Annotated in this window: 18 protein-coding genes and 1 pseudogene; 7 read left to right on the top strand and 12 right to left on the bottom strand. The window is 75.1% G+C overall.

Features of this window, described 5'->3' with window-relative positions:
- Positions 1-88 precede the first annotated feature (88 nt).
- Together LJ221_RS06435 and LJ221_RS06430 are read right to left on the bottom strand one after the other, a co-directional pair.
- A complete protein-coding gene (locus tag LJ221_RS06435) occupies positions 89-340 on the bottom strand; it encodes a type II toxin-antitoxin system RelE/ParE family toxin (RefSeq protein WP_241714538.1) in 252 nt (83 codons plus the stop codon).
- The gene (locus tag LJ221_RS06430) at positions 337-519 is read right to left on the bottom strand and encodes a hypothetical protein (RefSeq protein ID WP_241714536.1); all 183 of its coding nucleotides are present in this window, start codon (positions 517-519) and stop codon (positions 337-339) included. Before LJ221_RS06430 ends, LJ221_RS06435 begins: the two co-directional genes overlap by 4 nt.
- Positions 520-787: 268 nt before the next feature.
- Here LJ221_RS06430 and LJ221_RS06425 point away from each other — a divergent pair, with 268 nt between their 5' ends.
- Positions 788-1,210 (top strand): hypothetical protein, encoded by a 423-nt coding sequence (locus tag LJ221_RS06425; protein ID WP_241714535.1) that lies wholly within the window; start codon positions 788-790, stop codon positions 1,208-1,210.
- Between the two features lie 6 nt (positions 1,211-1,216).
- Positions 1,217-3,430 carry a caspase domain-containing protein gene (locus LJ221_RS06420; RefSeq protein WP_241714534.1) on the top strand — a complete coding sequence of 738 codons (2,214 nt, stop codon included), beginning with the start codon at positions 1,217-1,219 and terminating at the stop codon, positions 3,428-3,430.
- Between the two features lie 30 nt (positions 3,431-3,460).
- Here LJ221_RS06420 and LJ221_RS06415 read toward each other — a convergent pair whose 3' ends face one another.
- The 6 genes from LJ221_RS06415 to LJ221_RS06390 all read right to left on the bottom strand — a co-directional run bounded on the left by LJ221_RS06415 (position 3,461) and on the right by LJ221_RS06390 (position 13,134).
- Positions 3,461-4,819 carry a glutamine synthetase family protein gene (locus LJ221_RS06415; protein ID WP_241714533.1) on the bottom strand — a complete coding sequence of 453 codons (1,359 nt, stop codon included), beginning with the start codon at positions 4,817-4,819 and terminating at the stop codon, positions 3,461-3,463.
- Positions 4,816-6,672: an IucA/IucC family siderophore biosynthesis protein gene (locus LJ221_RS06410; RefSeq protein ID WP_241714532.1), complete on the bottom strand. Its 1,857-nt coding sequence runs from the start codon at positions 6,670-6,672 to the stop codon at positions 4,816-4,818. Before LJ221_RS06410 ends, LJ221_RS06415 begins: the two co-directional genes overlap by 4 nt.
- Positions 6,669-8,111: a lysine N(6)-hydroxylase/L-ornithine N(5)-oxygenase family protein gene (locus tag LJ221_RS06405; RefSeq protein ID WP_241714531.1), complete on the bottom strand. Its 1,443-nt coding sequence runs from the start codon at positions 8,109-8,111 to the stop codon at positions 6,669-6,671. Before LJ221_RS06405 ends, LJ221_RS06410 begins: the two co-directional genes overlap by 4 nt.
- Complete coding sequence (locus LJ221_RS06400; RefSeq protein ID WP_241714530.1) at positions 8,108-10,006, bottom strand: IucA/IucC family siderophore biosynthesis protein; 1,899 nt, start codon at positions 10,004-10,006, stop codon at positions 8,108-8,110. The genes LJ221_RS06405 and LJ221_RS06400 overlap by 4 nt, the downstream gene beginning before the upstream one ends.
- The gene (locus LJ221_RS06395; protein ID WP_374228392.1) at positions 10,003-11,553 is read right to left on the bottom strand and encodes an aspartate aminotransferase family protein; all 1,551 of its coding nucleotides are present in this window, start codon (positions 11,551-11,553) and stop codon (positions 10,003-10,005) included. The genes LJ221_RS06400 and LJ221_RS06395 overlap by 4 nt, the downstream gene beginning before the upstream one ends.
- Before the next feature lie 273 nt (positions 11,554-11,826).
- Positions 11,827-13,134 carry a type III PLP-dependent enzyme gene (locus tag LJ221_RS06390; protein WP_241714528.1) on the bottom strand — a complete coding sequence of 436 codons (1,308 nt, stop codon included), beginning with the start codon at positions 13,132-13,134 and terminating at the stop codon, positions 11,827-11,829.
- A 335-nt stretch (positions 13,135-13,469) separates the two neighbouring features.
- Between LJ221_RS06390 and LJ221_RS06385 the strand changes: the two genes are divergently transcribed.
- Both LJ221_RS06385 and gdhA read left to right on the top strand, forming a co-directional pair.
- Positions 13,470-13,622, top strand: coding sequence for a hypothetical protein (locus LJ221_RS06385; RefSeq protein ID WP_241714527.1), 153 nt, complete (start codon positions 13,470-13,472; stop codon positions 13,620-13,622).
- 351 nt (positions 13,623-13,973) lie between these two features.
- Positions 13,974-15,299: an NADP-specific glutamate dehydrogenase gene (gene gdhA, locus LJ221_RS06380; protein ID WP_241714526.1), complete on the top strand. Its 1,326-nt coding sequence runs from the start codon at positions 13,974-13,976 to the stop codon at positions 15,297-15,299.
- 2 nt (positions 15,300-15,301) lie between these two features.
- On the opposite strand, the pseudogene LJ221_RS06375 reads toward gdhA, so the two are convergent.
- Positions 15,302-15,541: pseudogene (locus tag LJ221_RS06375) on the bottom strand (FBP domain-containing protein); the annotation flags it as partial.
- Positions 15,542-15,784: 243 nt separating this feature from the next.
- Between LJ221_RS06375 and LJ221_RS06370 the strand changes: the two are divergent.
- Positions 15,785-17,050, top strand: coding sequence for a hypothetical protein (locus LJ221_RS06370; protein ID WP_241714525.1), 1,266 nt, complete (start codon positions 15,785-15,787; stop codon positions 17,048-17,050).
- 30 nt (positions 17,051-17,080) lie between these two features.
- Here LJ221_RS06370 and LJ221_RS06365 read toward each other — a convergent pair whose 3' ends face one another.
- Positions 17,081-19,147, bottom strand: a complete 2,067-nt coding sequence (locus tag LJ221_RS06365; RefSeq protein WP_241714524.1) for a SpoIIE family protein phosphatase — start codon at positions 19,145-19,147, stop codon at positions 17,081-17,083.
- 13 nt (positions 19,148-19,160) lie between these two features.
- Positions 19,161-20,381, bottom strand: a complete 1,221-nt coding sequence (locus LJ221_RS06360) for an acyl-CoA dehydrogenase family protein (RefSeq protein WP_241714523.1) — start codon at positions 20,379-20,381, stop codon at positions 19,161-19,163.
- Between the two features lie 530 nt (positions 20,382-20,911).
- Between LJ221_RS06360 and LJ221_RS06355 the strand changes: the two genes are divergently transcribed.
- On the top strand, positions 20,912-22,462 hold the full coding sequence (locus LJ221_RS06355) for a hypothetical protein (RefSeq protein ID WP_241714521.1): 1,551 nt from the start codon (positions 20,912-20,914) through the stop codon (positions 22,460-22,462).
- 123 nt (positions 22,463-22,585) lie between these two features.
- Positions 22,586-23,170, top strand: coding sequence for a potassium channel family protein (locus tag LJ221_RS06350; RefSeq protein WP_241714520.1), 585 nt, complete (start codon positions 22,586-22,588; stop codon positions 23,168-23,170).
- Here LJ221_RS06350 and LJ221_RS06345 read toward each other — a convergent pair.
- On the bottom strand, positions 23,124-23,407 hold a 284-nt coding region (locus LJ221_RS06345), incomplete at its 5' end, for a hypothetical protein (protein ID WP_241714519.1). The genes LJ221_RS06350 and LJ221_RS06345 overlap by 47 nt on opposite strands.

Raw genomic sequence — 23,407 nt, 5'->3', positions numbered from 1 at the left:
CCCCGGGGCCGCCGCCCGGTTCCTGGCGGGCCTGGAGGCGGGCTGCCGGTTGACGCTTCAGGCTTCAGGGCGGGTGCGGCCGGGAGCGTCAGTCGCCGGCGCGTCCGACGTGCTCGATGTGAAGGGTGCGGGCGTCCTGGTCGATGCGGTACAGGACACGCCGGGGGCCGTGGCGGAGACGACGATGCTCGGTCCCCCACGGGCGGGACTCAGGGGGGCGAGGGTTCTCGGCGAGTTGGTCGGTGGTCTTGAGGAGGGCGTCGACACTGCCGGGATCTTTTCTGAGGTGACCGGTGGCAGCGTCCAGCGCAGTCGGCTCCCACAAGACCTGCCAGGTCACTCGCCCCTGCCTGCGGCTTCGAGGGGGGCGCGGCGCGCCTCGCTGTGGGGAATCGGCGCCTCGGAGCGGCCGAGGGCGCGGTCGAAGGCGGACAGCTCAGCGCGGGTGGCCCGCGCGTAGTGGGCGACTGTCCCCTTGCCGAAGAGTTCGGCACCGCCTTGGACCGGCGGCTCGACCACACCGCCCGCCACCCCGCCCACCGCGCCTGCACTCGGACCGTCACCAGCCCCTGGCGGGCCCCGGCCCGGGGCTGCCCGCCGACGTGTTCGGCACTCGGGGGCGGGCGAGGCCGTCGGACCGTGGGCGGGTGATGGCGAAGTCGTCCGCAAACGACGGTTTCGCGCCGGTGAGGGAGCGGGGAGGTCTACTGTCGGCGGGGCACGGCCGGCGGCGGGGATCCGACGCGCCTGCGTGTGACGGGCCGTGCCCGAACGGGGAGGAACGGTTATGAGCGACCGGGTGCTGCTCCGGCTGCGCGGAGCGGACGGAGAGGACGCGGAACGTCTGGAGCTGGCGACCTCGGCGTTACGCGAGGAGCTGCTGGAGCTGGACGTCGAACGGGTCGAGGCGGTGAGCGCGGGGCCGGCCCCGGACGGGACCCGGGCGGTGGACGTGGCGGAGATCGGCGGTCTGCTGGTGACCCTCGCCCAGGTGCCCGTGGCCCTGCACGAGCTGGTGACGGTGGTCCGGCAGTGGATGGCCAGGGGCGCGGACTCCGGAGCCGCCGGCCGTACCGCCGAGCTGACGATCGACGGCGACACCCTGAAGGTCACCGGCGTCTCGGCCGAGACCCAGGACAGGATCGTCGACGCCTGGCTCCGGGCACACACCCCCGGTCCATCCGCTCCATCCGAGCCGGAGAGGAGCTGACCGGCGGTGGCGGGACGGCACGCCCTGATCGTGGCCAACGACGTCTACGAACACGAGGGGCTGAGCCGCCTGGCGGCCCCGGCACACGACGCCCGGGCCCTGGAGTCCGTGCTGGCCGACCCGCAGATCGGCAGATTCCAGGTCACGGTGGTCCGCAACCGGCCCGCCCACGTCGTCCGGCGGGAGGTCGCGAACTTCTTCGCCGACCGCAGGCCGGACGACTTCCTGCTGCTCCACTTCTCCTGCCACGGTCTGAAGGGCGTGTCCGGCGCGCTGTACTTCGCGGGCGCCGACACCGTGCCCACCCGGCTGTCCGCGACGGCGGTCTCCGCCCGCTTCGTCGATCAGGAGATGACCGAGAGCCGCGCCCGGCGGATCGCGGTGTTCCTCGACTGCTGCTACGGCGGGGCGTTCTCCCGTGGGATGCGGGCCCGCTCCGCGGACGCGATCGACGGGGAGAGCGCCTTCCCGGCGGCGGTGTCCGGGACGGACGGCGCGGGCGACGGCCGGGGCCGGATGGTCATCACGGCCTCCGGCGCGACCGAGTACGCCTTCGAGGACGACCGGCTGGCCCGGACGGACCGGCACGGGTCGTCGGTCTTCACCGGCGCGCTCGTCCACGGGCTGCGCACCGGTGAGGCGGACACCGGCGGGGACGGCCTGGTCGACCTGGACGAGCTGTACGACTACGTCTACACGCGGGTGCGCGCCACCACCAGCCACCAGACGCCGCAGAAGTGGGTGGATGCTTCCGGCAAGCTGGTCGTCGGCTGGGTTCCGCTGTCCGCCCGGCTGAAGGGCGTGCCCCTGCCCGCCGACCTGGTCGGACGGACGCAGGGGCAGGTCTCCGCCGACCGGCTCGCGGGGGTGCGGGAGTTGCGGCGGATCCTGCTCGACGACGACATCGAGCGGGCGGTCGGGGCCATGGATCTGCTGCACCGGCTGGCCGGGGACGACAGCAAGGAGGTGTCCGCCGCCGCGACCGCCGCTCTGCAGGAGGCGCAGTTCAAGGCCAGCCCCGACCGCGTCGAACTGGGAGCGGAGCCGGAGGGCGGAGCCGGATTTGGAGCTGGAGGCTGGAGTGGGGGGCCGGAGGGGGACTCCGGGCCGTCGGCCGCGCACACGGTGCGGCTGGTGGGCTCGCCTCTGGCACGCGTCTTCCAGGCCACCACCACGGCGAGCTGGATCACCGTGGAGCACAGCGGACCCCTCGACCCGTCGGGCGGGTGGGTCAGGATCGGTGTCGACCCCGGGGCGCTCGCCGAGCGCTCCGGACCGCTGCGCGGCTCGGTCAACATCGTCAACCGGCTGGGCGAGTTGGAGATACCCGTCACCGCGCCGACACGCGGATCGCTGTGGCCCCGGTCGGTCGGTGCCGCCGTCCCCCGGCTGCCCCGGCCCGGCCGGCTCCTGGACAGGAGGGTTCCCCCGGCGCTCGCCGCCGTGGTCATCGTGGCCTGGCCGTTCTCCGAGGTGTCGACCATAGGGAACGCGAACCTCGTCGGCGCGGGATTCTTCCTGCTGCGTTCGGTACTGCTCCTGGCCGGGACCCTTCTGCTGGACCGGGCGGGGGCGAAGGGCGCAGCGGGCCGGGGGCTGGTCGCCGGGAGCACCGTCTACTACCTCGTCGACTGCCTGTCCCTGCTGTCCGTCCGTCCCGACGTGTACGCGCTGCTGGGGCTGGTGGCCACCGTGCTGCTCATGGCCGGACTGGGGCTGCGGTTGTGGCCGCACCGGGCGGCTCTGAAGCGGACGAGGCCGGCGTCGGCCGCCGTGAACCGGTCGACGTACGTTACCGGGGCGGCGCTGACGGGTCTGTTCTTCATGCCGTTCGTGGCACTGCCGGGGACGGACGCGACGACGGTGGACGCCGTCGGGCTGCCCGCGGTCCTCTGCGCCGTCCTCCCGATGGGGGCGCTGTGCGTCGCCGCGACATCGGCGGACCTCCGCGAAGCGCGGGCGCGCGTGTCCGTCGTCGTGGCCATCGTCTCCTACTACGGTCCCGAGCTGTACTTCCTTCTGGGCTCCCTGTTCGGCGATGGCTATGTTTACGTGGGCAACGCCCTCGTCTCCCCGTATCCGTCCCCCGGGTACATCCTCGTCCAGGCCGCGCTCGTCGCGGCGCTCGCCCTGCCCGCGGCCCTGCCGCTGTGGCGCGGCCGGACGCCGCTGCCGCCGAACGCCCCGCCACCGCCGGCGGTGCCACCGCGTCCCCGGTGAACTCCCGGTGCCCTGGTGGCACGCACGGGCTCACAGGCGCTCGAAGCCGCGGACGCGCTCCCAGTCGGTGACCGCGCGTTCGAAGGCGGACAGCTCCGCGCGGGCGGCCCGCGCGTAGTGGGCGACGGTCTCCTTGCCGAAGAGTCCGGCCGCGAGGTCGCTGTTCTCCCAGCGGTGCAGGGCCTCGGTGAGGGTGGCGGGCAGACGGGGGACGGACGGGTCGGCAAGGGCGTTGGCGGTGTGCTCCGGCGGCAGGGGCAGGCGGTTGTCGATGCCGTACAGCCCGGCGGCGACGGCGGCGGCGACGGCCAGGTGCGGGTTGGCGTCGCCGCCGGGGACGCGGTGCTCGATGCGCAGGGACGGGCCCGAGCCCACCACCCGTATCGGGCAGGTGCGGTTGTCGCGGCCCCAGGCGACGCCCGTCGGGGCGAACGCGCCGGGCTGGAGGCGCTTGTAGGAGTTGACGTTGGGCGCCATCAGCAGGGCCAGGTCGGGCAGGCAGGCGAGCTGACCGGCGACGAAGTGCCGCATCAGCTCCGACATGCCGTCCCCGGCGGACGGGTCGGCCAGCACGGGTGTGCCGTCGGCGTCGCGCAGGGAGAGGTGGATGTGGCAGGAGTTGCCCTCGCCCTCGTCGAACTTCGGCATGAAGGTGAGCGATGCGCCCTCGGCGGCGGCGATCCGCTTGGCGCCGTCCTTGAACAGGACGTGGTTGTCGCAGGTGGTCATCGCCTCGTCGTAGCGGAAGACGATCTCGTACTGGCCCGGGTGGCACTCCCCGCGTGCGGTCTCCATCCGCAGCCCGGCGCGCGTCATCGCGCGGCGGATGCGGCGGGCGACCGGCTCGACCTCCTCCAGGCCCTGGAGGGAGTAGTCGGTGTTGTAGCGGGCGGCGGGGCGCAGACCGTCGTAGCGGCGCTCCCAGGCCTCGCGGTAGGAGGCGGTGAAGACGAGGAACTCCAGTTCGGTGCCGGCGTACGCGGTCAGGCCGCGGGCGGCCAGCCGGTCGAGCTGGGTGCGCAGGACGTGGCGGGGAGCGACGGCGACGGGCTCGTGGTCGTGCCACACCGCGTCGGCCAGGACGAGGGCGGTGCCCTCGTCCCAGGGCAGGACGGTGCGCAGGGTGGCCGGGTCGGGGCGCAGGACGAAGTCGCCGAAGCCGCCGTCCCAGGCGTCGATGGCGTAGCCGGGGCCGGTGTCCATCTCCACGTCGGTGGCGAGCAGGTAGACGCAGGCGCCGAAACCCTCGCGCGCGGCCTCCTGGAGGAAGTAGGGCACGGACAGGCGGCTGCCCATCAGCCGTCCCTGGAGGTCGGGTACGGCGACGACCACCTCCTCGACGCGTCCCGCCTCGGCCTCGGCGCGCAGCCGCTCGTACGGGTCGGTCACCTTGACTCCTCGGTCGGTTCGGTGAGGGGCGCCGCGGTGGCCAGGGGGTTGGGGACGGCGCCGTGGACGATGTCGAAACCCCCGTCGCGTTCGGCGCGGTCGTGGAAGCCGCCGCCCAGCAACTGCTCGCGGTTGAGGGCGACCCGGTCGAAGGACGGCGCGAGCAGGCCGAACTCCTCGAAGCGGTCCGCGAGTTCGGGGAAGCGGCCGTGGTAGCGGCCGATCTCGGCGCGCACCAGGGACCAGAAGTCCGGCTCGGGGACGCCCAGATGCTCCTCCAGCAGGGGCGCGAGGAAGCGGAAGTGGCCCGCGAGGACGGCGCTCAGCAGCGAGTGCGCCAGCTCGTGCGCCGGCCAGCGCAGCAGTACGGCGTCGGCGCGCTGTGGCAGCCCGGCGTACTCGGGGCGGCGGCCGGGCAGCAGGTTGACGTCCTCGGCGAAGTCCTTGAGCGCGATGCCCACGGGCACCTCGGAGGCATCGTGGATGACCACGGTGTTCTCGCCGTGCGGGCAGAAGGCGATCCCGTGGCGGTACAGGCAGTGCAGCAGCCCCGGCAGCAGGGCGGTCAGGAAGCGGGTCAGCCAGGCGCGCGGGGGCAGGCCGGAGCGCTCCACCAGTTCGGCGACCAGCGCCCTGCCGTCCGAGCCGGTCTTGAGCAGGGCGGCCATCGTGCGGGCCCTCTCGCCGTCGCGCAGCAGGGCGGTCACCGGCTCGCGCCACACCGCGCCCAGCAGCTCGTGGTAGCGGTAGGGGGCGTCGGCCACCGACTCGTACAGCGGGTGGCGCACGGCGACGGAGGCCACCTCGCCCAGGGGGTGGAAGCGCAGCTCGTCGCGGAGGTAGGAGTCGCCCTCGCGTATCGCGTGCAGCCAGGCGCTGATGTCGGGCGCGGCCCGCGTCGGTTCGGTGGACAGCCCGCGCCACACCAGGGTGTTGCGGATGAGCAGCGGCACCTTGACGTTGCGGCGGCCGGGGCGGTCGAGGTTGGCGAGGGTGCGGACCGACTGCAGGGGCCGGTAGCGGTCCGGGCCCTCGCCGAGGGGGACGATCCGGCCGTCGGCGAGGTAAGGGGCGAAGAGGGTGGCCACGGCCTCGTCCCAGTGGAAGGGGTGGACCGGCAGCCAGACGAAATCGTCCGGGGGGTATGGGCTTTGGGCGCAGGCGTCGGCGAGGACGGCGGCGAAACGTTCGCGCACGGCCGCGTCCAGTTCCTCGGACAGCAGCGCCCGGGCGTCCAGGCCCGGCACGCCCGCGTACGAGGCCAGGGTGGTGTGGACCGCCGCCCAGCGCAGCCTCGCCTCGCCGGCCGCCTCGGGGGCGTAGGCGGCGGCGTCGGAGGCGGAGAAGCCCAGGCGGCCCTTGTTGAGCAGCATGCAGGGGTGGCCGTCCTGGTGTGCCTCCAGCTCCAGGTGGTCCAGGTCGGCCAGGGCGGCGGCGGGCAGGTCGCGGGATATGACGTGGGCCTCGGCGAGGCGGGTCGCGGTCAGCTCGCGCAGCACCTCGGCGGTGGTGGGGCCGTCCCAGCCCAGCACTTCGCGGGCGTCGAGCAGCAGCCGCTCCGGGCCGGGCTCCTCGTCCGCCTCCTCCTCCGTGCCGTCGCCGGGTGCGGGCCGGCGGCGCAGGGTGCCGGGGACCAGGCGCCAGGAGCCGAAGGAGCCACGGGCGGCGCGGAACGTCCAGGAGGTCCCGCCGCCCAGGTCCAGCCGGTACGCGTCGCCGGCGGTGTCGGGTTCGGTGTCGGCGCCGGTGTCGGGTTCGGGGACGAACAGTTCCTCGTAGGCGAACTCCTCGACGGCCTTGGCCAGGAGCCTGCGCCCGGCCTCCCGCCAGGCGTCGCGGGGTACGGCGCTCATCGGGCCGCCTCCCCGGCGTGCGCCCCGGGCTCGTGCGCCCCGGGGTCGTACGCCTCGGAGTCGGGTGCGCCGAAGGTCGTCCAGGCCGCCCGGTCGGGTACGGGCAGTACGGTGCGCCCGGCGGCGGAGTTGAGGATCACCGCAGCGCGCCAGGCGCCGAGGGTGAGGTCGGGCGCGCCCACGCCGTGGGTGTGCGTCTCGGCGTTCTGCACGTACAGCGCACCGGTGACGCTCCCGTCGAGCGCGACGCGGTAGTCGCCGCCGACGCGGTAGCGGCCGCGCGCGTCCCAGTCGACGAGCTTGTCCAGCGGGTCCAGGCAGGCCGGTCGTACGGCGGCGTAGCCGGTGGCCGCGACGACCGCCGAGGTGCGTACCTCGAACTCCGTGCCCTGCCGGGCGTGGCGGCAGCCCAGTACGTACCCGCGGCCCCCCGAGTCCTCCACGGGGGCCGCGGCGGTGATCTCCACGCCCGGGTGGAGGCCGGCCCGAGGCCGTCCGCCGCCGATGGTCCGCTCGTACAGTTCGTCGTGGATCTCGCCGAGGGTCTGTTCGCTGACGCCCTTGTAGAGCTGCCACTGCTCGCGCACCAGCCGGTCGCGGACGGCCTCGGGCAGGGCGCGGAAGTAGCGGACGTAGTCCGGGGTGAAGTGCTCCAGGCCGATCTTGGAGTACTCCATGGGCGCGAACGCCGGGGTGCGCGCCAGCCAGCGCACGTACGGGCCGCCGCGCCCCTCGCCGTCCTGGTGCCGCAGCAGGTCGAGCACGACTTCCGCGCCGGACTGCCCCGCCCCGACCACCGTCACGTCGTCCCTCCCGGCGAGGGCGGCGCGGTGGGTGCGGTAGTCGGCGCTGTGCAGTACGCGCCCGGCGTGCGCGGGCGCGAGCAGGGGGCGCAGGGGCTCGGGCACGACCGGGGTGGTGCCGACGCCGAGCACCACCCGCCGGGCCAGTACGCGCTCCTCCCGGCCGCCGCCCCGGCCCCCGTCCGGATCACCCGGATCACCCGGCGCGCGGTGGGTGACGGCGAATGCCTCGGCCGACGCGTCCCACTCCACCGCCGTCACCTCCGCGCCGAAGCGGCACGAGGGCAGGCGCTCGGCGACCCAGCGGCAGTAGTGGTCGTACTCGCGGCGCGGGACGTGGAAGCGCTCGGAGAAGAAGAACGGGAACAGCCGCCCGTGTTCGCGCAGGTAGTTCAGGTACGACCAGCGGCTGGTGGGGTCGGCCATCGTCACCAGGTCGGCCATGAAGGGCACCTGCAGGACGGTGCCCTCCAGCAGCAGCCCGGGATGCCAGGAGAAGGCGGGACGGCGGTCCAGGAAGAGGGTGTCCAGCCCCGGCACGCCGTCGCAGAGCGCGGCCAGGGAGAGGTTGAACGGACCGATGCCGACGCCGACGAGGTCGTACACGCCGCGCGGCGGGGTGGAGTGGTCGGTCACGGCTGTGCCTCCGCGAGGGGATTGGGAAGATCGACGTAGACGGACTGGGTGTGGACGTCGCCGACCAGCTCGTCGAGCCCGTCCACGCAGGTCAGGAAGTTGGCCTTGCAGCGCAGCGACGGGGCGTCCAGCAGCGTCTCCAGCAGGCCCTTGGCGCCGGGCTCGGCGGCGCGCAGCCGCTCCAGCGCGGCGCGCAGCACGCCCAGCAGGCGCTCCTCGCGGGCCAGGCCGAACGAACCGAACGCGCCCACCACGCCGAGCAGGTTGCTGACCCCCAGGTAGTAGGCGACGCGCTCGTCGACGAAGGAGTCCTCGAAGACCAGCTCCACCCCCTCGTACAGGCCCGGCAGCAGCCGCTCCAGCGCGACGGCGCGGGAGGCGGCGACGTAGTAGCCCTGGCTGTCGCGGTACCAGCCCGCCACCGGCAGCCCGTCGGCGCCCAGCGCCACCAGGGTGTTCTGGTGGTGCGGCTCCAGGGCGATCCCGTGGTGGGCGTGGAGGCGGATCAGGGGGACGGCCAGCATCTCCAGGTAGCGCAGCAGCCAGCGCTCGGAGGCCTCGGCGGTGGAGACGCCGTGGGCGCGGGCGGTGCGCTCCACGGCCTCGCACAGCGCGGAGCGGTACGGCGGCGGGGAGCCGTCGCCGGGGCCGGTGCGCTCGGCCAGCAGACCGGCCACGCACAGCGCCTCGCCGGTCCCGCCGCCGGTCCCGCCGCCGGTCCGGTTCCGGGCCCCGCCCCGGAAGGGGTTGTCGCGTATCGCCGTCTCCAGGCCCGTCTCCGGGCCCGCTTCCGGGAAGCCCTCGCCGCGGCCCACCGAGACCCAGGCGAAGTCGCGCAGGATGCCGAACTCCGGGTGTTCGGCGCGCAGCCATCCGCCCGGCCCGGGACGGCCGGGCGATCCGGCGGCCAGCAGCCGTGCGGCCCGCACCCCCAGCCGCAGCTCGCCGCGGAGGTTGTTGCGGCGGGAGTTGGTGATCCGCATGCCGAGCGACAGCTTCAGCATCGCCTCGGCGTCCGGACGGTGCACCGTCCGCAGCGAGGAGGTGGGGTACCAGGCCGGACCGGCGGGCCCCAGTGGACGCAGCAGCCCGGCCTCCAGCAGCACGGCGGTCCGCGGGCGGCGTACGGCCTCGCGCGCCTGCCAGGGGTGAGCGGGCACCGGCACCATGCCGGCGGGCACCTCCACACCCGCCGCCAGGGACCGCAGCAGATCGGTGACGGGGCGGCCGTCCGCGCTCTCGCCGACGACCGCGTCCGGGTGCGCGGCGAACCAGTGCAGCGGGAAGGAGCCGCGCAACTCGGGTGAGTGGGAATCCAGTTCGGCGTCCGACGCCTCCCCGCGGCTCTTGGGCGCGGGATGGAGGGGGTGGCCCAGCAGCAGTGCCTGCTCGGCGTCCAGGAACGGCGTCGGACCGGCCGTACCGGGGGCCTCGGCGCGGCGCCGGGCCAGATGGACGGCGGTGCGGCGGGCCGAGTCCAGTACCCGGGCCACCGCGTCGCCTCCGTCCAGGAGGGGGCGGCCGCGCCGCAGCGCGTGCTCCCGGACCAGCGCCGCCGCCGCCAGCGCGATGTCCGCGGGCAGGCTGCCGCCCCGCTCGGAGGTGACCACGCGCACCTCGCCGAAGCGGTGCCAGCCGGTCGCGGACCGGTACCGTACCGGCACGCGCAGCGTCATCCTGCTCAGCGGTAGCACCAGATGCAGCGACTGCCCGGCGGCCGGCACCTCGGTGCCGGTCTCGCGGACGTACGCGCGCAGCAGCCGCTCGGTCGCGGCGGTGGCGGCGGCGCGCTGCGGGTCGGGGTGGTCGAGCGGGTCGGGGTGGTTGAGCGGGTCGGGGCCGTGCGGGCCGGCACCGTGCGCGGACGGGCTCCCGCCCAGCGGGTTCGGGGTCACCTCGATTCCTCCACGGCCCGCTCCTCCGCCAGGCCCGCCTCGGCGACCGCGTCCAGCAGCCGCCCGACGTCGACGGGCGTCGCGTGCGGGTTGAGCAGGGTGAGCTTCAGCCGCACCCGGCCCGGCCCCTCGCCCGGCAGTTCGGTGCGGCCGACGACCGCGCGCCCCTCGCGCAGCAGCCTGCGCCGCAGGGCGGCGTTGATCCGGTCGGCCCGCCCGGGATCGTTCCCCACGGGACCGTCCTGCCCGTGCGGCAGGTAGCGGAAGAGGAACGCCGTCAGCACCGGGTCGGCGTGCAGCTCCAGCCGCGGATGGGCACGCACCGCCGCCGCCCCGGCCAGCGCGAGGTCGTGGCAGGCGTCCACCAGCCGTCCCAGGCCCTCGCGGCCCAGCGTGCGCAGGGTGACGGCGATGGAGAAGCCGTCCGCGCGGCGGGTGGTGCGCAGCGACAGGCCGAGCAGGCTGGGGTAGCCAGCCTCCTCGTCGTCGCGCGGGTTGAGGTAGACCGCGCGGCGGGCCAGCGAGGCGTACGTTCGCGCGCGCCGGACGAGGAAGACGCCGGCCGCGACCGGCTGCCAGCCCAGCTTGTGCCAGTCCAGGGAGACGGAGTCGGCCAGCTCGACGCCGTCCAGCAGCGGGGCCAGCCGGTCCGACAGCAGCGCGCCGCCGCCGTAGGCCGCGTCCACGTGGAACCAGGCGCCGTACTCGGCGGCCAGGCGCGCGCACTCGGGCAGCGGGTCGACTGTGCCGGTGTCGGTCGTCCCGGCGGTGGCGACGACGGCGACGGGCAGTTCGCCGGCGTCCGCGCACCGCTCCAGGGCGCCGGCCAGCGCGCCGGGGTCCATGCGCTGGGCGTGGTCGATGTCGACGGGCACCACCGCGTCCTCACCCAGACCCAGCAGGGCGGCGGCGCGCTGGACGGAGAAGTGCGCGGCGGCGGAGGTGAACACGCGGGGGCGCGGGCCGGTGCCCGGCACGCCCTCCAGCTCGACCTGCCGCCCCGACGCGCGCCCCAGCACCCGGTCGCGGGCCAGCATCAGGCCCATCAGGTTGGACTCGGTGCCGCCGGAGGTCAGCACCCCGGTCGCCTCCTCGCCGTACCCCACCAGTCCGGCCAGTTCCGCCAGCAGCAGCGTCTCCAGGGTGGTGGCGGCCGGCGCCTGGTCCCAGGAGTCCTGCGAGGGGTTGAGGGCCGAGACGGCCAGGTCGGCGGCGACGGCGACGGCCAGTGGCGGGCAGTGCAGATGGGCCGCGCACAGCGGGTCGGCCGGATCGGCGCTGCCGTGCGCCAGCAGCGAGGTCAGCCGGGGCAGGGCCTCCTCGCCGCGGGCCGCCGCGTACTCCCCGGCGACGCGCGCGGCCAGCTCGCCGGGTTCGAGCGCCGGAGCGGGACCGCCGCGCCGGGCCGCGCCCTCCTCCAGCGCCGCGAGCGCGGCGCGCAGCAGCGGTTCCAGCGCGCCGGGGCCGTCCACGGAACCGGACAGCGGGGCGGCGCGGGGCGGCTCCGCGGCGGGCGGTTCCGTGCCGGAGGGGGCGGCGGACGCCAGCAGCCCGTCGACGAGGGCGCGCAGCGCCTCGGCCCGGCCGCCGCCGTCCCGGGCGCCCGGGAGGTCCGGCGCCGGGGAGTCCGTCTCCGCCGCGCGGACGCGGCCCGTCACGCCGCCCGTCCCGGTGTGGTGTCCATGGCCGCGGCGGCGGCCGGTGTCGGGGGTGCGGTGGACACGGTCATGGCGTCATCGCTCCGTTGTTCCTCTGCTCCGTCGGGAGGGTGTCGGCCGTACGGCCCGGCGACCGTCCCCGGGTGGGCGGTCGGTCGCCGGTCACAGCAGGTGGCGTTCCGCGACGGGGTGGCCGAGGAAGCCGTGCATCGCGAACTCCCAGCCGTAGGAGCCCGCGTAGGGGAAAACGACCAGATCCCCCGCTCGGACTCGGTCCACCCGGACATCGCGCAGCAGGGTGTCCTCGGGGGTGCACAGCTCGCCGACGACGGTGACGCGCGTACCGGCGGCCTCCGGGCGCGGCAGGCCGTCGGGCCAGCGGTCGACGGGCAGGACGGCGATGTTGTGCACCAGGTCCCAGGAGGTGGGAAGCTGGAAGTGGTTGATGCCGCCGCGCAGCACGGCGAAGGCGGTGCCGTAGCTGTGCTTGACGTCGGTGACCTCGGCCGCGTACCAGCCGCAGTCGGCCACCAGGAAGCGGCCCGGCTCCAGGACCACCCGCACGCCCGGCGGCGGCTCGCACCGCGCGACCAGCTCGCCGAAGCGGTCCACGTCGAAGGGCCGCTCGCCCGCGAGCTCCTCGAAGGCCACGCCTATGCCGCCGCCGACGTCGACCATGCGCAGGTCCACGCCGTGCCTTCGGGCGGTCGCCGCGCTCCACTCCACACACCGGCGCAGATGGGCGGCCTGGGAGCCGGCGTCGAGGTTGTTGGAGGCCGCGTGGACGTGGAAGCCCGTGACGTCCAGGCCCGGCAGCCGCAGCGCCTGCTCCAGCACCCCGGGCACGTCGGGCTCGGGCACCCCGAACTGCGACGCCCGGCCGCCCATGCGCAGCGACCCGGGAGCCGGTGCGGCCTCGGGGCCCTCACCGGGGCCGCCGGCGGGGTTGACCCGCAGCGCCACCCGGGCGGTGGTGCCCTCGGCGACGGCGATGCGGCTGATGCGGTGCAGCTCCAGCAGGCTCTCGGCATTGATCGCCTCGACCCCGGCGCGCACCAGGGCGGCCAGTACGGGCACGGACTTGGCGGGCCCGGCGGCGACGACGGGGACGGGGGAGGAGCGGCCGGAGCCCTGCGGGTCTCCGGGGCCGTCCCGCTCCCGCAGGGCGGCCAGGGCCAGCTCCAGCTCGGCGCGGGAGGCGACCTCGAAGCCGTCCACGTACGGGGCCAGCGCGCGTACGACGCCGGGGAAGGAGTTGGCCTTCACCGCGTAGTGGACGGCCGCCCACTCCGGCAGCACGGCGCGCAGCCCGCGGGCGCGCGCGGCGGCGGCCCGGCCGTCGTAGAGGTACGCGGAGACGGGCGCCTCGCCCTCCGCCAGCTCCAGCAGGCGCCGGCGGACCGGTCCGGGCAGGACCTCGGCGGGGTAGGCGGAACGCGGGGCGGCGGAGGGCGGGAGAACGATGGACACGGGCTCTACCTCGCTGGGTGCGGCACGGTCGGGGAGGCGGTGGGTCGGAGAAGCGGTGCGGTCGTCCGGTGCGCGCCGTCAGCCACCGTCGGAAGCGCTCACGTCCCCTCCCTCCGGATGCGTTCCCGGGTCACCTGAGCGACCATCAAATTAGGCGAGGCTAACCTAATGGCTTCTCTCTCCTCGTCCAAGAGTGCCACGCGGTGTGCGGGCGCTCGTACCCCGCTTCGCTCGCGGGCGCCCGCGCATGCGCGCAGAAGACGTCGAATCCCTTACCAGCGAGAGCGTTTGTAGTCCTGGGCGACGGTCACCGGTCGGCGCCGAGGAGAACGTGCGTGGCGGAGGCCGCCGAACTGCCCGCGCCTCCCGAGCCCGGCGACGACGATCCCACCGAGGCGGAGCGGCAGGAGGCGCGCGAAGCCGTGGGACTCGTTCTCGGGGGTGACGCGCCCGCCAGGGCCGACAGCCACCCCGGGAACACGGCGTGACCGCACGGGTGCCGGTGTACGACACCGGAATGCTCATCGCGCTGGCCGACCGTAAGGCGAAGGCGGCACGCCTTCACGCCGCCATGGGGGAGGCGCCGCACCGGGAGGAAGCGTCCGGCGGCAGGACGCGCCGGTGGCGCCCGCGCGGCTCCGCCGCGCGGTTCCCGGCCACCGGCCGGGTACCCGGGAGGAATTCACGGTCGGGGCGTGTCACGCTTGAAGTCCGCCACGTCGACGAAGACGCCGAGCACCCGATCTCCACGGGGGTGCTCGGCGTCATGCGTTTCACGGGCTCCGCAGGGGTCGGCGGAGTCGGCGGGACAACAGGAGCCGCACCTTCTAGGAGTACGCGTGATCGAGAAGACCTACGACCGGATACTGCACCGCAATCCCGGCGAGAAGGAGTTCCACCAGGCCGTGTGGGAGGTCCTGGAATCCCTCGAACCGGTCTTCGCCCGGCGTCCCGAACTGCTGGACGAGTCCCTCATCGAGCGCCTGTGCGAGCCCGAGCGGCAGATCATCTTCCGCGTCCCGTGGAGCGACGACTCCGGGAGGACCCACGTCAACCGCGGTTTCCGGGTGGAGTTCAACAGCGCCCTCGGCCCGTACAAGGGCGGCCTGCGCTTCCATCCGTCCGTCAACCTGGGGGTCATCAAGTTCCTGGGCTTCGAGCAGACCTTCAAGAACGCCCTGACCGGCATGCCGATCGGCGGCGGCAAGGGCGGCAGCGACTTCGACCCCAAGGGGAGGTCGGACGCGGAGGTCATGCGCTTCTGCCAGTCCTTCATGACCGAGCTGTACCGCCACCTGGGTGAGTACACGGACATCCCGGCGGGTGACATCGGGGTCGGCGGCCGCGAGATCGGCTATCTCTTCGGCCAGTACCGCCGGATCACCAACCGCTGGGAGGCCGGCGTCCTGACCGGCAAGGGGGTCCTGTGGGGCGGGTCCCAGGCCCGCACCGAGGCCACCGGTTACGGCCTGGTCGTCTTCACCGAGGAGATGCTCAGGACGCGCGGCGAGACCCTGGAGGGCAAGCGCGTGGTCGTCTCCGGCTCCGGCAACGTGGCCATCTACGCCATGGAGAAGGCCCGGCAGCTCGGCGCCGTCCCGATCGCCTGCTCCGACTCCGGCGGCTACGTCGTCGCGGAGAAGGGCATCGAACTGGAGTTGCTGAAGCAGGTCAAGCTCACCGAGCGCGGCCGGCTGTCCGAGTACGCCGAGCGCGGCGGGGCACGCTTCGTCCCCGGCGGCCGGGTCTGGGAGGTGCCGTGCGAGGTGGCGCTGCCCTCGGCCACCCAGAACGAGCTGGACGAGAAGGACGCCGCGACGCTGGTGCGCAACGGCGTGCGGGCGGTCGGCGAGGGCGCGAACATGCCCACCACTCCGGGGGGCGTGCGCGTGCTGCGCGAGGCCGACGTGCTGTTCGGCCCCGGCAAGGCGGCCAACGCCGGCGGTGTGGCCACCAGCGCCCTGGAGATGCAGCAGAACGCCTCGCGCGACTCATGGACCTTCGAGCACACCGAGGCCCGGCTGACCGAGGTCATGCGGCACATCCACGGCCTGTGCCACACCACCGCCGAGCGCTACGGCCGCCCCGGCGACTACGTGGCCGGCGCCAACATCGCCGGCTTCGAGCTGGTGGAGCAGGGCATGGCGGCGCAGGGCCTGATCTAGCCGGTACGGCGGGCGCGGCCCGGCTGCCGGGCGGGGGCGCGGAGGGCCACGTCCGTGAGCAGGCCGTCGCGTTCGGCGACGACATGGCCGCGGTCGGGGGCGGCGGGATCGCGCCAGCCGAGGAAGTCCGGCTCGTCCCAGGGCTGTTCGGTCAGGTCGCGCGGCAGCGCCATGCGTCTCGCCTCGCCCTTGGAGCAGTTGACGAACGACGCGCGGATGTCCTTCTCGGCCAGGGATCTCATGGCGGGCAGCCAGCCATTCGCGGGGAATCTCAGACAAAAGGTCAATACTCACGGGGCGCCCGGTGTTGGCGCGGTACGTGCCGCACGCGGTCGCCGCACGTCGGCGCCGTACGGCGACCGCGGAGCGGGGCGTGCTGGGCGACGGGCGTGCGCGTGTCTGAACGGCTAAAGGTCCGAAATGATCCAGAATGTTGGAAAGTGCTCCATGTTGACCATAGTTGTCCCGTTGCCGAGGAGCGTGGCATGCATGTTCGCGAAGGGCTCCCCGACCAGCCCACCCGCGTCGGCCGCATCGACTGGCCCAAGGAGGGCGACAACGGTACGCACCTGCGCCTGAGGAGCGGGCACGTCGTCGTCTTCGACCGGCAGCCCTGGCGGATCCTGGAGATCGACGAGTACCGGGACCACCCCTGGCCGCTCTCCTACGAGCAGGCCTGGCGCGAGCACCTCGAACTGTGGCGGCACTCGGAGGACCTGCGCAGGATGAACGGGCGGCTGAACGCGCAGCCCCCCGAGCGGTCCGACTTCTACAGGCGGCCCGTGGTGCTGGTCCTGCGCAACGAGAACTTCCCGCGCTCCACGCCCAAGCACTGGTGCGCGCCCGTCAGCCACGGCTGGCAGGTCCTCCCGGAGCACTACGCGGTCTGCCGCACCTGCGGAGAACTGCCGCCCTGCGGCAACGGGGAGTACCGCGGGGAGATCGGTCCCCGCGCCGCCGCGCAGAAGGAGGTCGCGGGGCTGTGCGTGCCGGCCGGCTGCTGCATCGGCTGCGCGGAGCCCGTCAAGCCCAGGATGCGGACGGTGCGCTTCCCCGGTCCGAACCTCTGGTACCCCGACCTGGGAGAGGGCAGCGCGGTCTTCCACGCCCGCACCGCCTGCGCCGACCAGGTCGAGTGCTACCGGCTGCGGTGGAAGGCCGAGCACGTCCCCACCGCGCCGCAGCCGACGGCGCCGCTGTGGTCCCCGGGCACCGCCGAGAACGTGCTGCCGCCGCAGACCAGGCTCTCGCCGGACGCGTCGGGGCCCGCCGGGGGGTGGAGCGCTCCGGCGGCCGGTGGCGGCGGTACGGGCGCGGCACCCGCCGCCCCCGCCGCCCCCGCCGCCCCCGCCGCGCCGGAGACGTCGGCGGCGTCCGACGCACCCGCCGTACCCCGCTCCGAGCCCCGGGCCGCGCCCGCTCAGTCCCCGCGGCCGGATCAGCCCCGGCAGCCCGCGGAGCCCGCACCCGTACCCCTCGTCCCGGCGACTCCGGCCGCCCCCGCCGCGCCGGTCCCGGCGCCCCCTTCGGGCGAGCCCGCGGTTCCCGGCGCCCCCGCCGTGCCGCCCGCCGAGGAACTGGACGCGATGCGCCGCCTCACCGAGGACCTCAGCAGCTCCCTGTCCGCGTCCGCCGACCGGCCCGCCTTCCACGACGCCGAGCGGGCCGCCCGGGTGATCGAGGAGCTCACCGCCGCGGTCCGCAACATCGCCCTGTGCCTGAACGGCACCAACCTCCGCGCCCGCCCCTGAGAGCCCGCGGCGGCGCCCGCCCGGAGCCGGTCAGCCCAGGCGGGCGATGGCCAGGACGGCCAGGTCGTCGCGGAGCCGCTCGCCCCACCAGGAGTGGGCGTCCTCCAGCAGGGCCGCGACCACGCGGTCGGCGGGGCGCCCGTCACCGGCCGGCGGCGGGTGTGCGGCCAGCAGGGCGGCGAGGTCCTCGGGTTCGCGGCGGTCCTCCGCCCCGGCGCCCTCGGTGAAGCCGTCGGTGTAGAACACCAGGGTCTCGCCCGGCCGCAGCTCCACCTCGGTCACCGGATGGCGCAGTTCGTCCAGGACGCCCAGCAGCGGACCGCGCACCTCCAGCGGCACGGCGCGGCCGTCGGCGCGGCGCAGCAGCGGGGTGGGGTGCCCGGCGGAGGCGATGCGGACGCGGGCGGTGCCGGAGGGGTCCGCCGGATCGGAGGGCGGCTCCAGGACGGCGTAGGCGAGGGTGCAGAAGGGGGCGTTCTGCCGCCGCAGCGCGTTGTTGACCAGGCTCAGGACGTGTTCGGGGCCGGTGGTGTGCTGGGCCGCCGCCCACAGGGTGTGGCGCACCAGGCCGGTGATGGCGGCGGCGCCGGGCCCCTTGCCGCAGACATCGCCCAGGGCCAGGACGTACCGGCCGTCGGGGGCGGTGAAGGCGTCGTAGAAGTCCCCGCCGATGTGCAGCCCGCTGCCGAAGGGGTGGTAGCGGGCGGCGAGGTCGAAGCCGGGCAGTTCGGGCAGGCGGGGCGGGAGCAGCGGGCGCTCCAGGGCCTGGGTGGTGGCGCGCAGCCGGTGCAGCAGGCGGTCCCGCTGGATGCCGACGGCGACCTGGTCGGCGATGTTCTCCAGGATGGAGAGCGTGGAACCGGGCAGGGCCAGGCGGGTGTTCAGGGCCAGTACGCCGATCGGCTCCCCGCCGGAGACCAGCGGATAGCCGGCGAAGGAGCCCGCCGGCCGGCCGGACCCGGACGCCGGCCCGCCGGGGGGCGCGAGGTCCAGATGGGGACGCTGCCGGGCGGCGATCCGCCCGACCAGGTCCTCGTCAGCGTGCTCGGGGTGGAGACCGCCGGCGGAGGTGGCGCGGTCGAGGTCGGCGCAGGCGGCGGGCTCGGGTCTGCCGGACGGCGTCAGGGTCCACAGGCAGACACGGTCGGCGCCCAGCCGGTCCGCGGTGGCCCGTACGCAGCGGTGCAGGCGCTCGGCCAGCGGGCCGGGGGCCGTCATGGCGGCGGCGACCTCCGCGCTGAGCAGGGCGTGGCCGGTGCGTTCGGCGAGCTTGCGCTGCGCGTGCAGGCGGTCGGTGACGTCCTCGGCGAGCACCAGGACGCGCTCGCGGCCCTCGGAGTCCGTCACCTTCTGGGGGGCTATGCGTATGGCCTGCGCGGTGCCGTCGGACCCGGTCCGCTCGAAGACCACGTCGGGACCGGGGGCGGACTGCTCCCGGGCGGTGGCCAGGTGCTGCCGCAGCGCGGCGCGGACGTCCGCCGGGAACAGGTCGGCCAGCGGACGGCGGAGCGATCCGCGGTCGTCCAGCTCCAGGACGTCCGCGGCACGGTGGTTCCAGGCGAGCACCGCGCCGTCGTCGTCCAGCATGAGGGCGCCGATCGGGGCCTGGGTGAGGAACTCGCCCAGCAGCCGCTCCCCCAGCTGCCGGCCCATCACCGTGCCGGTGGCGAGCTGCCGCTGGACGGTGGAGCGCACCGAGATCTCGGCGCGCCGTCCGGTCACGCCCTCCAGCAGTTCGCGGGCTGTCCGCGGCAGCAGGTCGGCCCGTGCGTCCGGGACCCGGCGGACGAGGTCGGCGGAGAAGAGTATCGGCAGCGTGGTGAGCCGGGAGTCGGTGGCGGAGGTGGCGACCACCACCGCCGCCAGGTCCGCCGGGTGGGGACGCAGCGCGTGGATCAGGCCGACCGGGGCCGGTACCCGCCGGCCCACCACTGCCACGGCGGGCCGGCGTTGGCCGGGCCTGCCCTCGGTGTGCTCCAGGACGCTCGCGGCCGTGACGTGGACCAGCTCGGCCTCCTCGCCGAACGCGGCCTCGAAGTCCTCCGCGGTCTCGGGGAGGACGTCCACCAGCAGGATGCGGTTCCTCTCACCGGGCATCGTCAGTACACCGTCAGTCTTCCAGTAGCGGTTCGTCCAGCAGGGCCTTGCCCGCCCACACCCGCAGCACGTCGGTGACCGGGGCCATCACATGGGCGGCGCGGGCGTCGCGCAGCATCCGCTGCAGCGGCGAGTCGGTCCCGTAGCCGATCCCGCCGAGCAGGGTCAGGGCGTCGTTCACCGTGGCCTCCGCCGCGTCGGAGACCTCGGCCTTGGCCGAGGCCAGCCCCGGCAGGGCCTCGGGGCCGCCGAGCTCCGCCTCGGCGGCCGCCTGGTAGACCAGGCGCCGGGTGCGCTCCACCCGGGCCCACATCGTGCCCAGCCGGTGCTGTACGACCGGGTTGCCGGCCAGAACGCGGCCGGCGCGTGTGCGCCGCAGCAGCAGATGTGTGCGGGTCTCCTCCAGGGCGGCCGCGGCGACGCCCAGGTAGGTGCCGGACATGGCCATCAGGAAGTAGGGGGCGACGACGTTGAACACGTACCAGATCTCGTCGCCCTCCTGCCCCAGCAGGCATTCCGCGGGGATCTCCACGCCGGGCAGCTCCAGGCCGCGCGAGTCGTTGCCCCGCATGCCGAAGCCGTGCCACTGGGGACCCCACCGAAGGCCGGGCGCGTCGGCGTCGACGACCGTGCAGGAGAACTGGCCGGGCGGCGTCTCCGGCCCCACGGCGATGGTGGACACGACATAGGAGTCGGCGTGGCCGCCGTTGGTGACGAAGCTCTTGGCGCCGGTCAGCCGCAGCCGGTCGCCGCCGGAGCGCTCGACGCGCTCCATCCGCGTCTGCGGCAGCCAGAATTCGCCGCCCGTCCCGGGCTCGGACAGGGCCAGGGTCGTCAGGTGCTCCCCGGCGGCGATCGGCGCCAGGTACCGCTCCCGCTGTACGGTGCCGGCCTGCGCGGCGATCACCGCCGAGCCGACCAGGTGCATGCCGAAGCAGATCGACGTCGAGGCGCAGGCCCGGCCCGTCGCCTCTCCCACCTGCGCCACGGCCAGCAGACCGTGGCCCATGCCGCCGGAGTGCTCGGGCACCACCAGCCCGCCCAGCCGGGACAGCAGGGCCGCCATGCCCTCCTTCGGCCACCGCTGCTCCGCGTCCACCGAGGCCGCTCGCGGGGCCAGGGTCTTCTCGGCGATCTCCCGGGCGACGGACACCGCGGCCCCCAGTTCGATCCGCACCACCGCTGTACTCCGCTTCTTCGTACGAACCCGGTCGACAGCATCGGCGGGCGTCACGGTCTCCGGCACCCTTGCCGGACGGCAACGGTCTCGTAGCCTACTTGAGACATCTTCCGCACCGGGAAGCCAGAAGCCTGGTGGGCGCGGCCCCGCTTCGCGGCCCGCCCGGCAGCACGCTCCGCGGGCCCGTCCGGCGGTCGCGGGCACCCCGCCGGCGGCAGGCGGCCCCGGCTCCTCCGAGTAGGCCAAGTACCAGGTCAGACGCTGCTTTTCGTTCCCCCTCGCGCCCGGCTCCGGGCCGGGGCGTGCCGCGGCTCCCGGTGTGTCCGGGCCCGCACCGACGGCGTCCGGCCACGCGCCTGGGGCGTATGTCACAGCGCTCGTGCCCTCCCGCGCGCCCCTTCCTCCGTCACCCGCCGGGGTCGCGCACCGGAGCGTGTCCGTAGGCCGGCTGCCGTAGGGCCGTCGTCCGATCGGTGCGGCCGCCGTGCGGCCACCGCGCGGGCGCACGCCGCCCGCCCGGCGCGCTGGTACAACGACGGGCGGGGGACAGACCGCAGGCCGCAGGACGACCGGGTGGAGGCCGCGTGAACGCCGTGCCGGGCAGAACGCCGGGCAGAGCCCTGCCCCTCGGCCGCACGGTACCGGTCCCCGGCGGGCTCCGCGCCCCCCGAGGGATCGGAGGGCGCGGGGGCATCGGCGCCGACGGTACGGCCGCCGCGCCGGGATCGCCGAGCGCCCTGCGGCGGGAGGCCCGCAGACTGGCGGCCGTCTGCGTCCTGCCGGCGCTGTCCGCCGCCCTCCTGGTGCCGCTCACCCTGCCGCTCGGCTGGGACGAGACGGTCTACGCCAGCCGCTTCTCCCCCTACGGTCCCCCGACCCCCTTCAGCGCCCCGCGCACCCATGGCGTGCCCCTGCTGCTGTTCCCCGTCGCCTCCTGGAGCGACTCGGCCGTGCTGCTGAGAGTCTGGCTGCTGGCGCTGTCGAGCACCGCGCTCTACCTGGGTTTCCGCCCCTGGCTGCGGGTGGTGCCCCGGCCCTCGGCGGTCTGGGTGGCGGCGGCGCTGTACGGCTCGCTGTGGACGGTGCTGTTCTACGCGGGCGCCGCCATGCCCAATCACTACACGGCGATGGGCGCGCTCGCGGCGGTGGGCTGCTTCGCGGGAAGCGGATCCGGCCGCGGTGCGCGGTCCGCGGGACTGGCCGCCGGACTGGCCGTGGCGACCCTGATGCGGCCCAACGAGGGCGCGGCCCTCGCCGCGCCCCTGCTGCTGGCCGCCGTCGCGGTGCCCGCCTGGCACGGCCGGGGCAGGATCGCCGCCGTGGCCGCGGGCGCCGCTGCGGGCGCGCTGCCGTGGGCGGCGGAGGCGTGGCTGCGGTTCGGCGGGGTGGCACAGCGCCTCGCCGAGGCGAGCGAGGTCCAGGGCGGCATGCGGCCGGTGCTGTCGGTGGCCGACCACCTCACCTCGCTGGACGGCCCGCTGCTGTGCCGCCCCTGCACCGGCGACGGGGTGTGGTGGGCGGCCGCGGCCTGGTGGCCGCTGCTGGGGTTGCTCACCGCGCTGGGACTGCTCGCGGCGCGCCGCACCCGTACGCCGTGGATCATGGCCGGCGCGGGGGACGCGGCGCCGCTGTGGCTGGCCGCGGCCACGGCCGGCTCGCTCATGGCGCAGTACTTCCTCCTGCTGCCCTACGTCGCGCCGCGCTTCCTGCTGCCCGGCTACGCGCTGCTGGCCGTGCCCGCCGCCCTCGGCCTGCTCCGCCTCGCCGACCGGGCCCGCCGCTCGGCGCCGGCGGCCGTCGTCCTCACCGCCGTGCTGGCGGGCCACCTGGTCGTCCAGGCCACTCTGGCGCACACCCACGCGGGCATCCAGGAGCAGGCGCGCGAGGACTGGCAGCGCATCGCGGCAGTGCTCCACGCGCACGGCGTACGCGCCCCGTGCGCGGTCACGGGCAACGACGCGGCGATCCCCGTCGCGCACGCCGCGGGCTGCGTCAGAACGGACCCGCGCGCCCCCCGGCGGTCCGACGCGGTGGTCATGCGCCGGGCGGACCCGCCGTCCTGGGCGCGAGAATGGCCGCGCCACCCGGTGCCGGACACCTACAAGAGCGGCTGGACGGTGTCGGTCCGCCCCTGACACCCCTGACACCCCTGCGGCCCCGGAACGTCCCGGGCCGTCGCCTGATCGCCGAAGCCCCGCGTCCGCCGAAGCCCCCGCGGGCCGCGACCGAACCGGAACCGGAACCACCGGGAGACGCGCATGCCGCCACCCGACCCGTCCCGCCGACCGCCCCCGGACAACCGGGAGGGCGTCCGCGCCGCCCGCACCGCCCACGGCGTTCCCGCGGTGATCGCCGCGGTGCGGCTGGCCTTCATCACCGCGGCGCTCCTGACCGCGTACTACCTGCTGCCCGTGGACGAGGAGTTCACCGGTGGCACGGCCGTCATCCTCGCCCTGGGGCTGCTCGCCGTCCTCGCCCTGTTCCTCTGGGAGATCCGTGAGATCGAGCGCTCCCCCCGCCCGATCCTGCGGGCGGCCGAGGCACTGGTGAGCGTGCTGCTGCTGTTCCTGCTGCTCTTCGCGACCGTCTACCACCTCCTGGAGAGGGCCGAGCCGGGCAGCTTCGGCGAACCCCTCACCCGTACCGACGCCCTGTACTTCGCGCTCACGACGTTCGCCACCGTCGGCTACGGCGACATCACCGCACGCTCCCAGCCGGCCCGGGTCATCGTGATGGTCCAGATGACCGGCGGCCTGCTGCTGGTGGGCGTCGCGGCCCGGCTCGTGGTCGACACGGTCAAGTCGGCGCTTCGCCGCCGGGCGCCCTCCGATCCGGAGGCGTGAACCACGAGCCGTACGCCACCCTGCCCGGCTTCCCCGTACCGAGGAGCGCGGCGGGCATCGGCCGCCGCGCCCCGGCCGCCGACAGGCGCCTCCCGCAAGCCCGTTCAGGAGACTGAAGGGCACCGGCGACCTGGACCCGGTCGGCGACCGCGTCGCCCACCGGCACCGCGCCGGAGACGATGAGGAGGACATCGAGTACGCCCTCCGCGCCCTGCGGGCACTGCGCGAGGAACTGCG

The sequence above is a fragment of the Streptomyces sp. CNQ085 genome (assembly GCF_022614595.1).
GTDB lineage: Bacteria > Actinomycetota > Actinomycetes > Streptomycetales > Streptomycetaceae > Streptomyces.
This window is presented reverse-complemented; position numbering and strand designations above follow the sequence as displayed.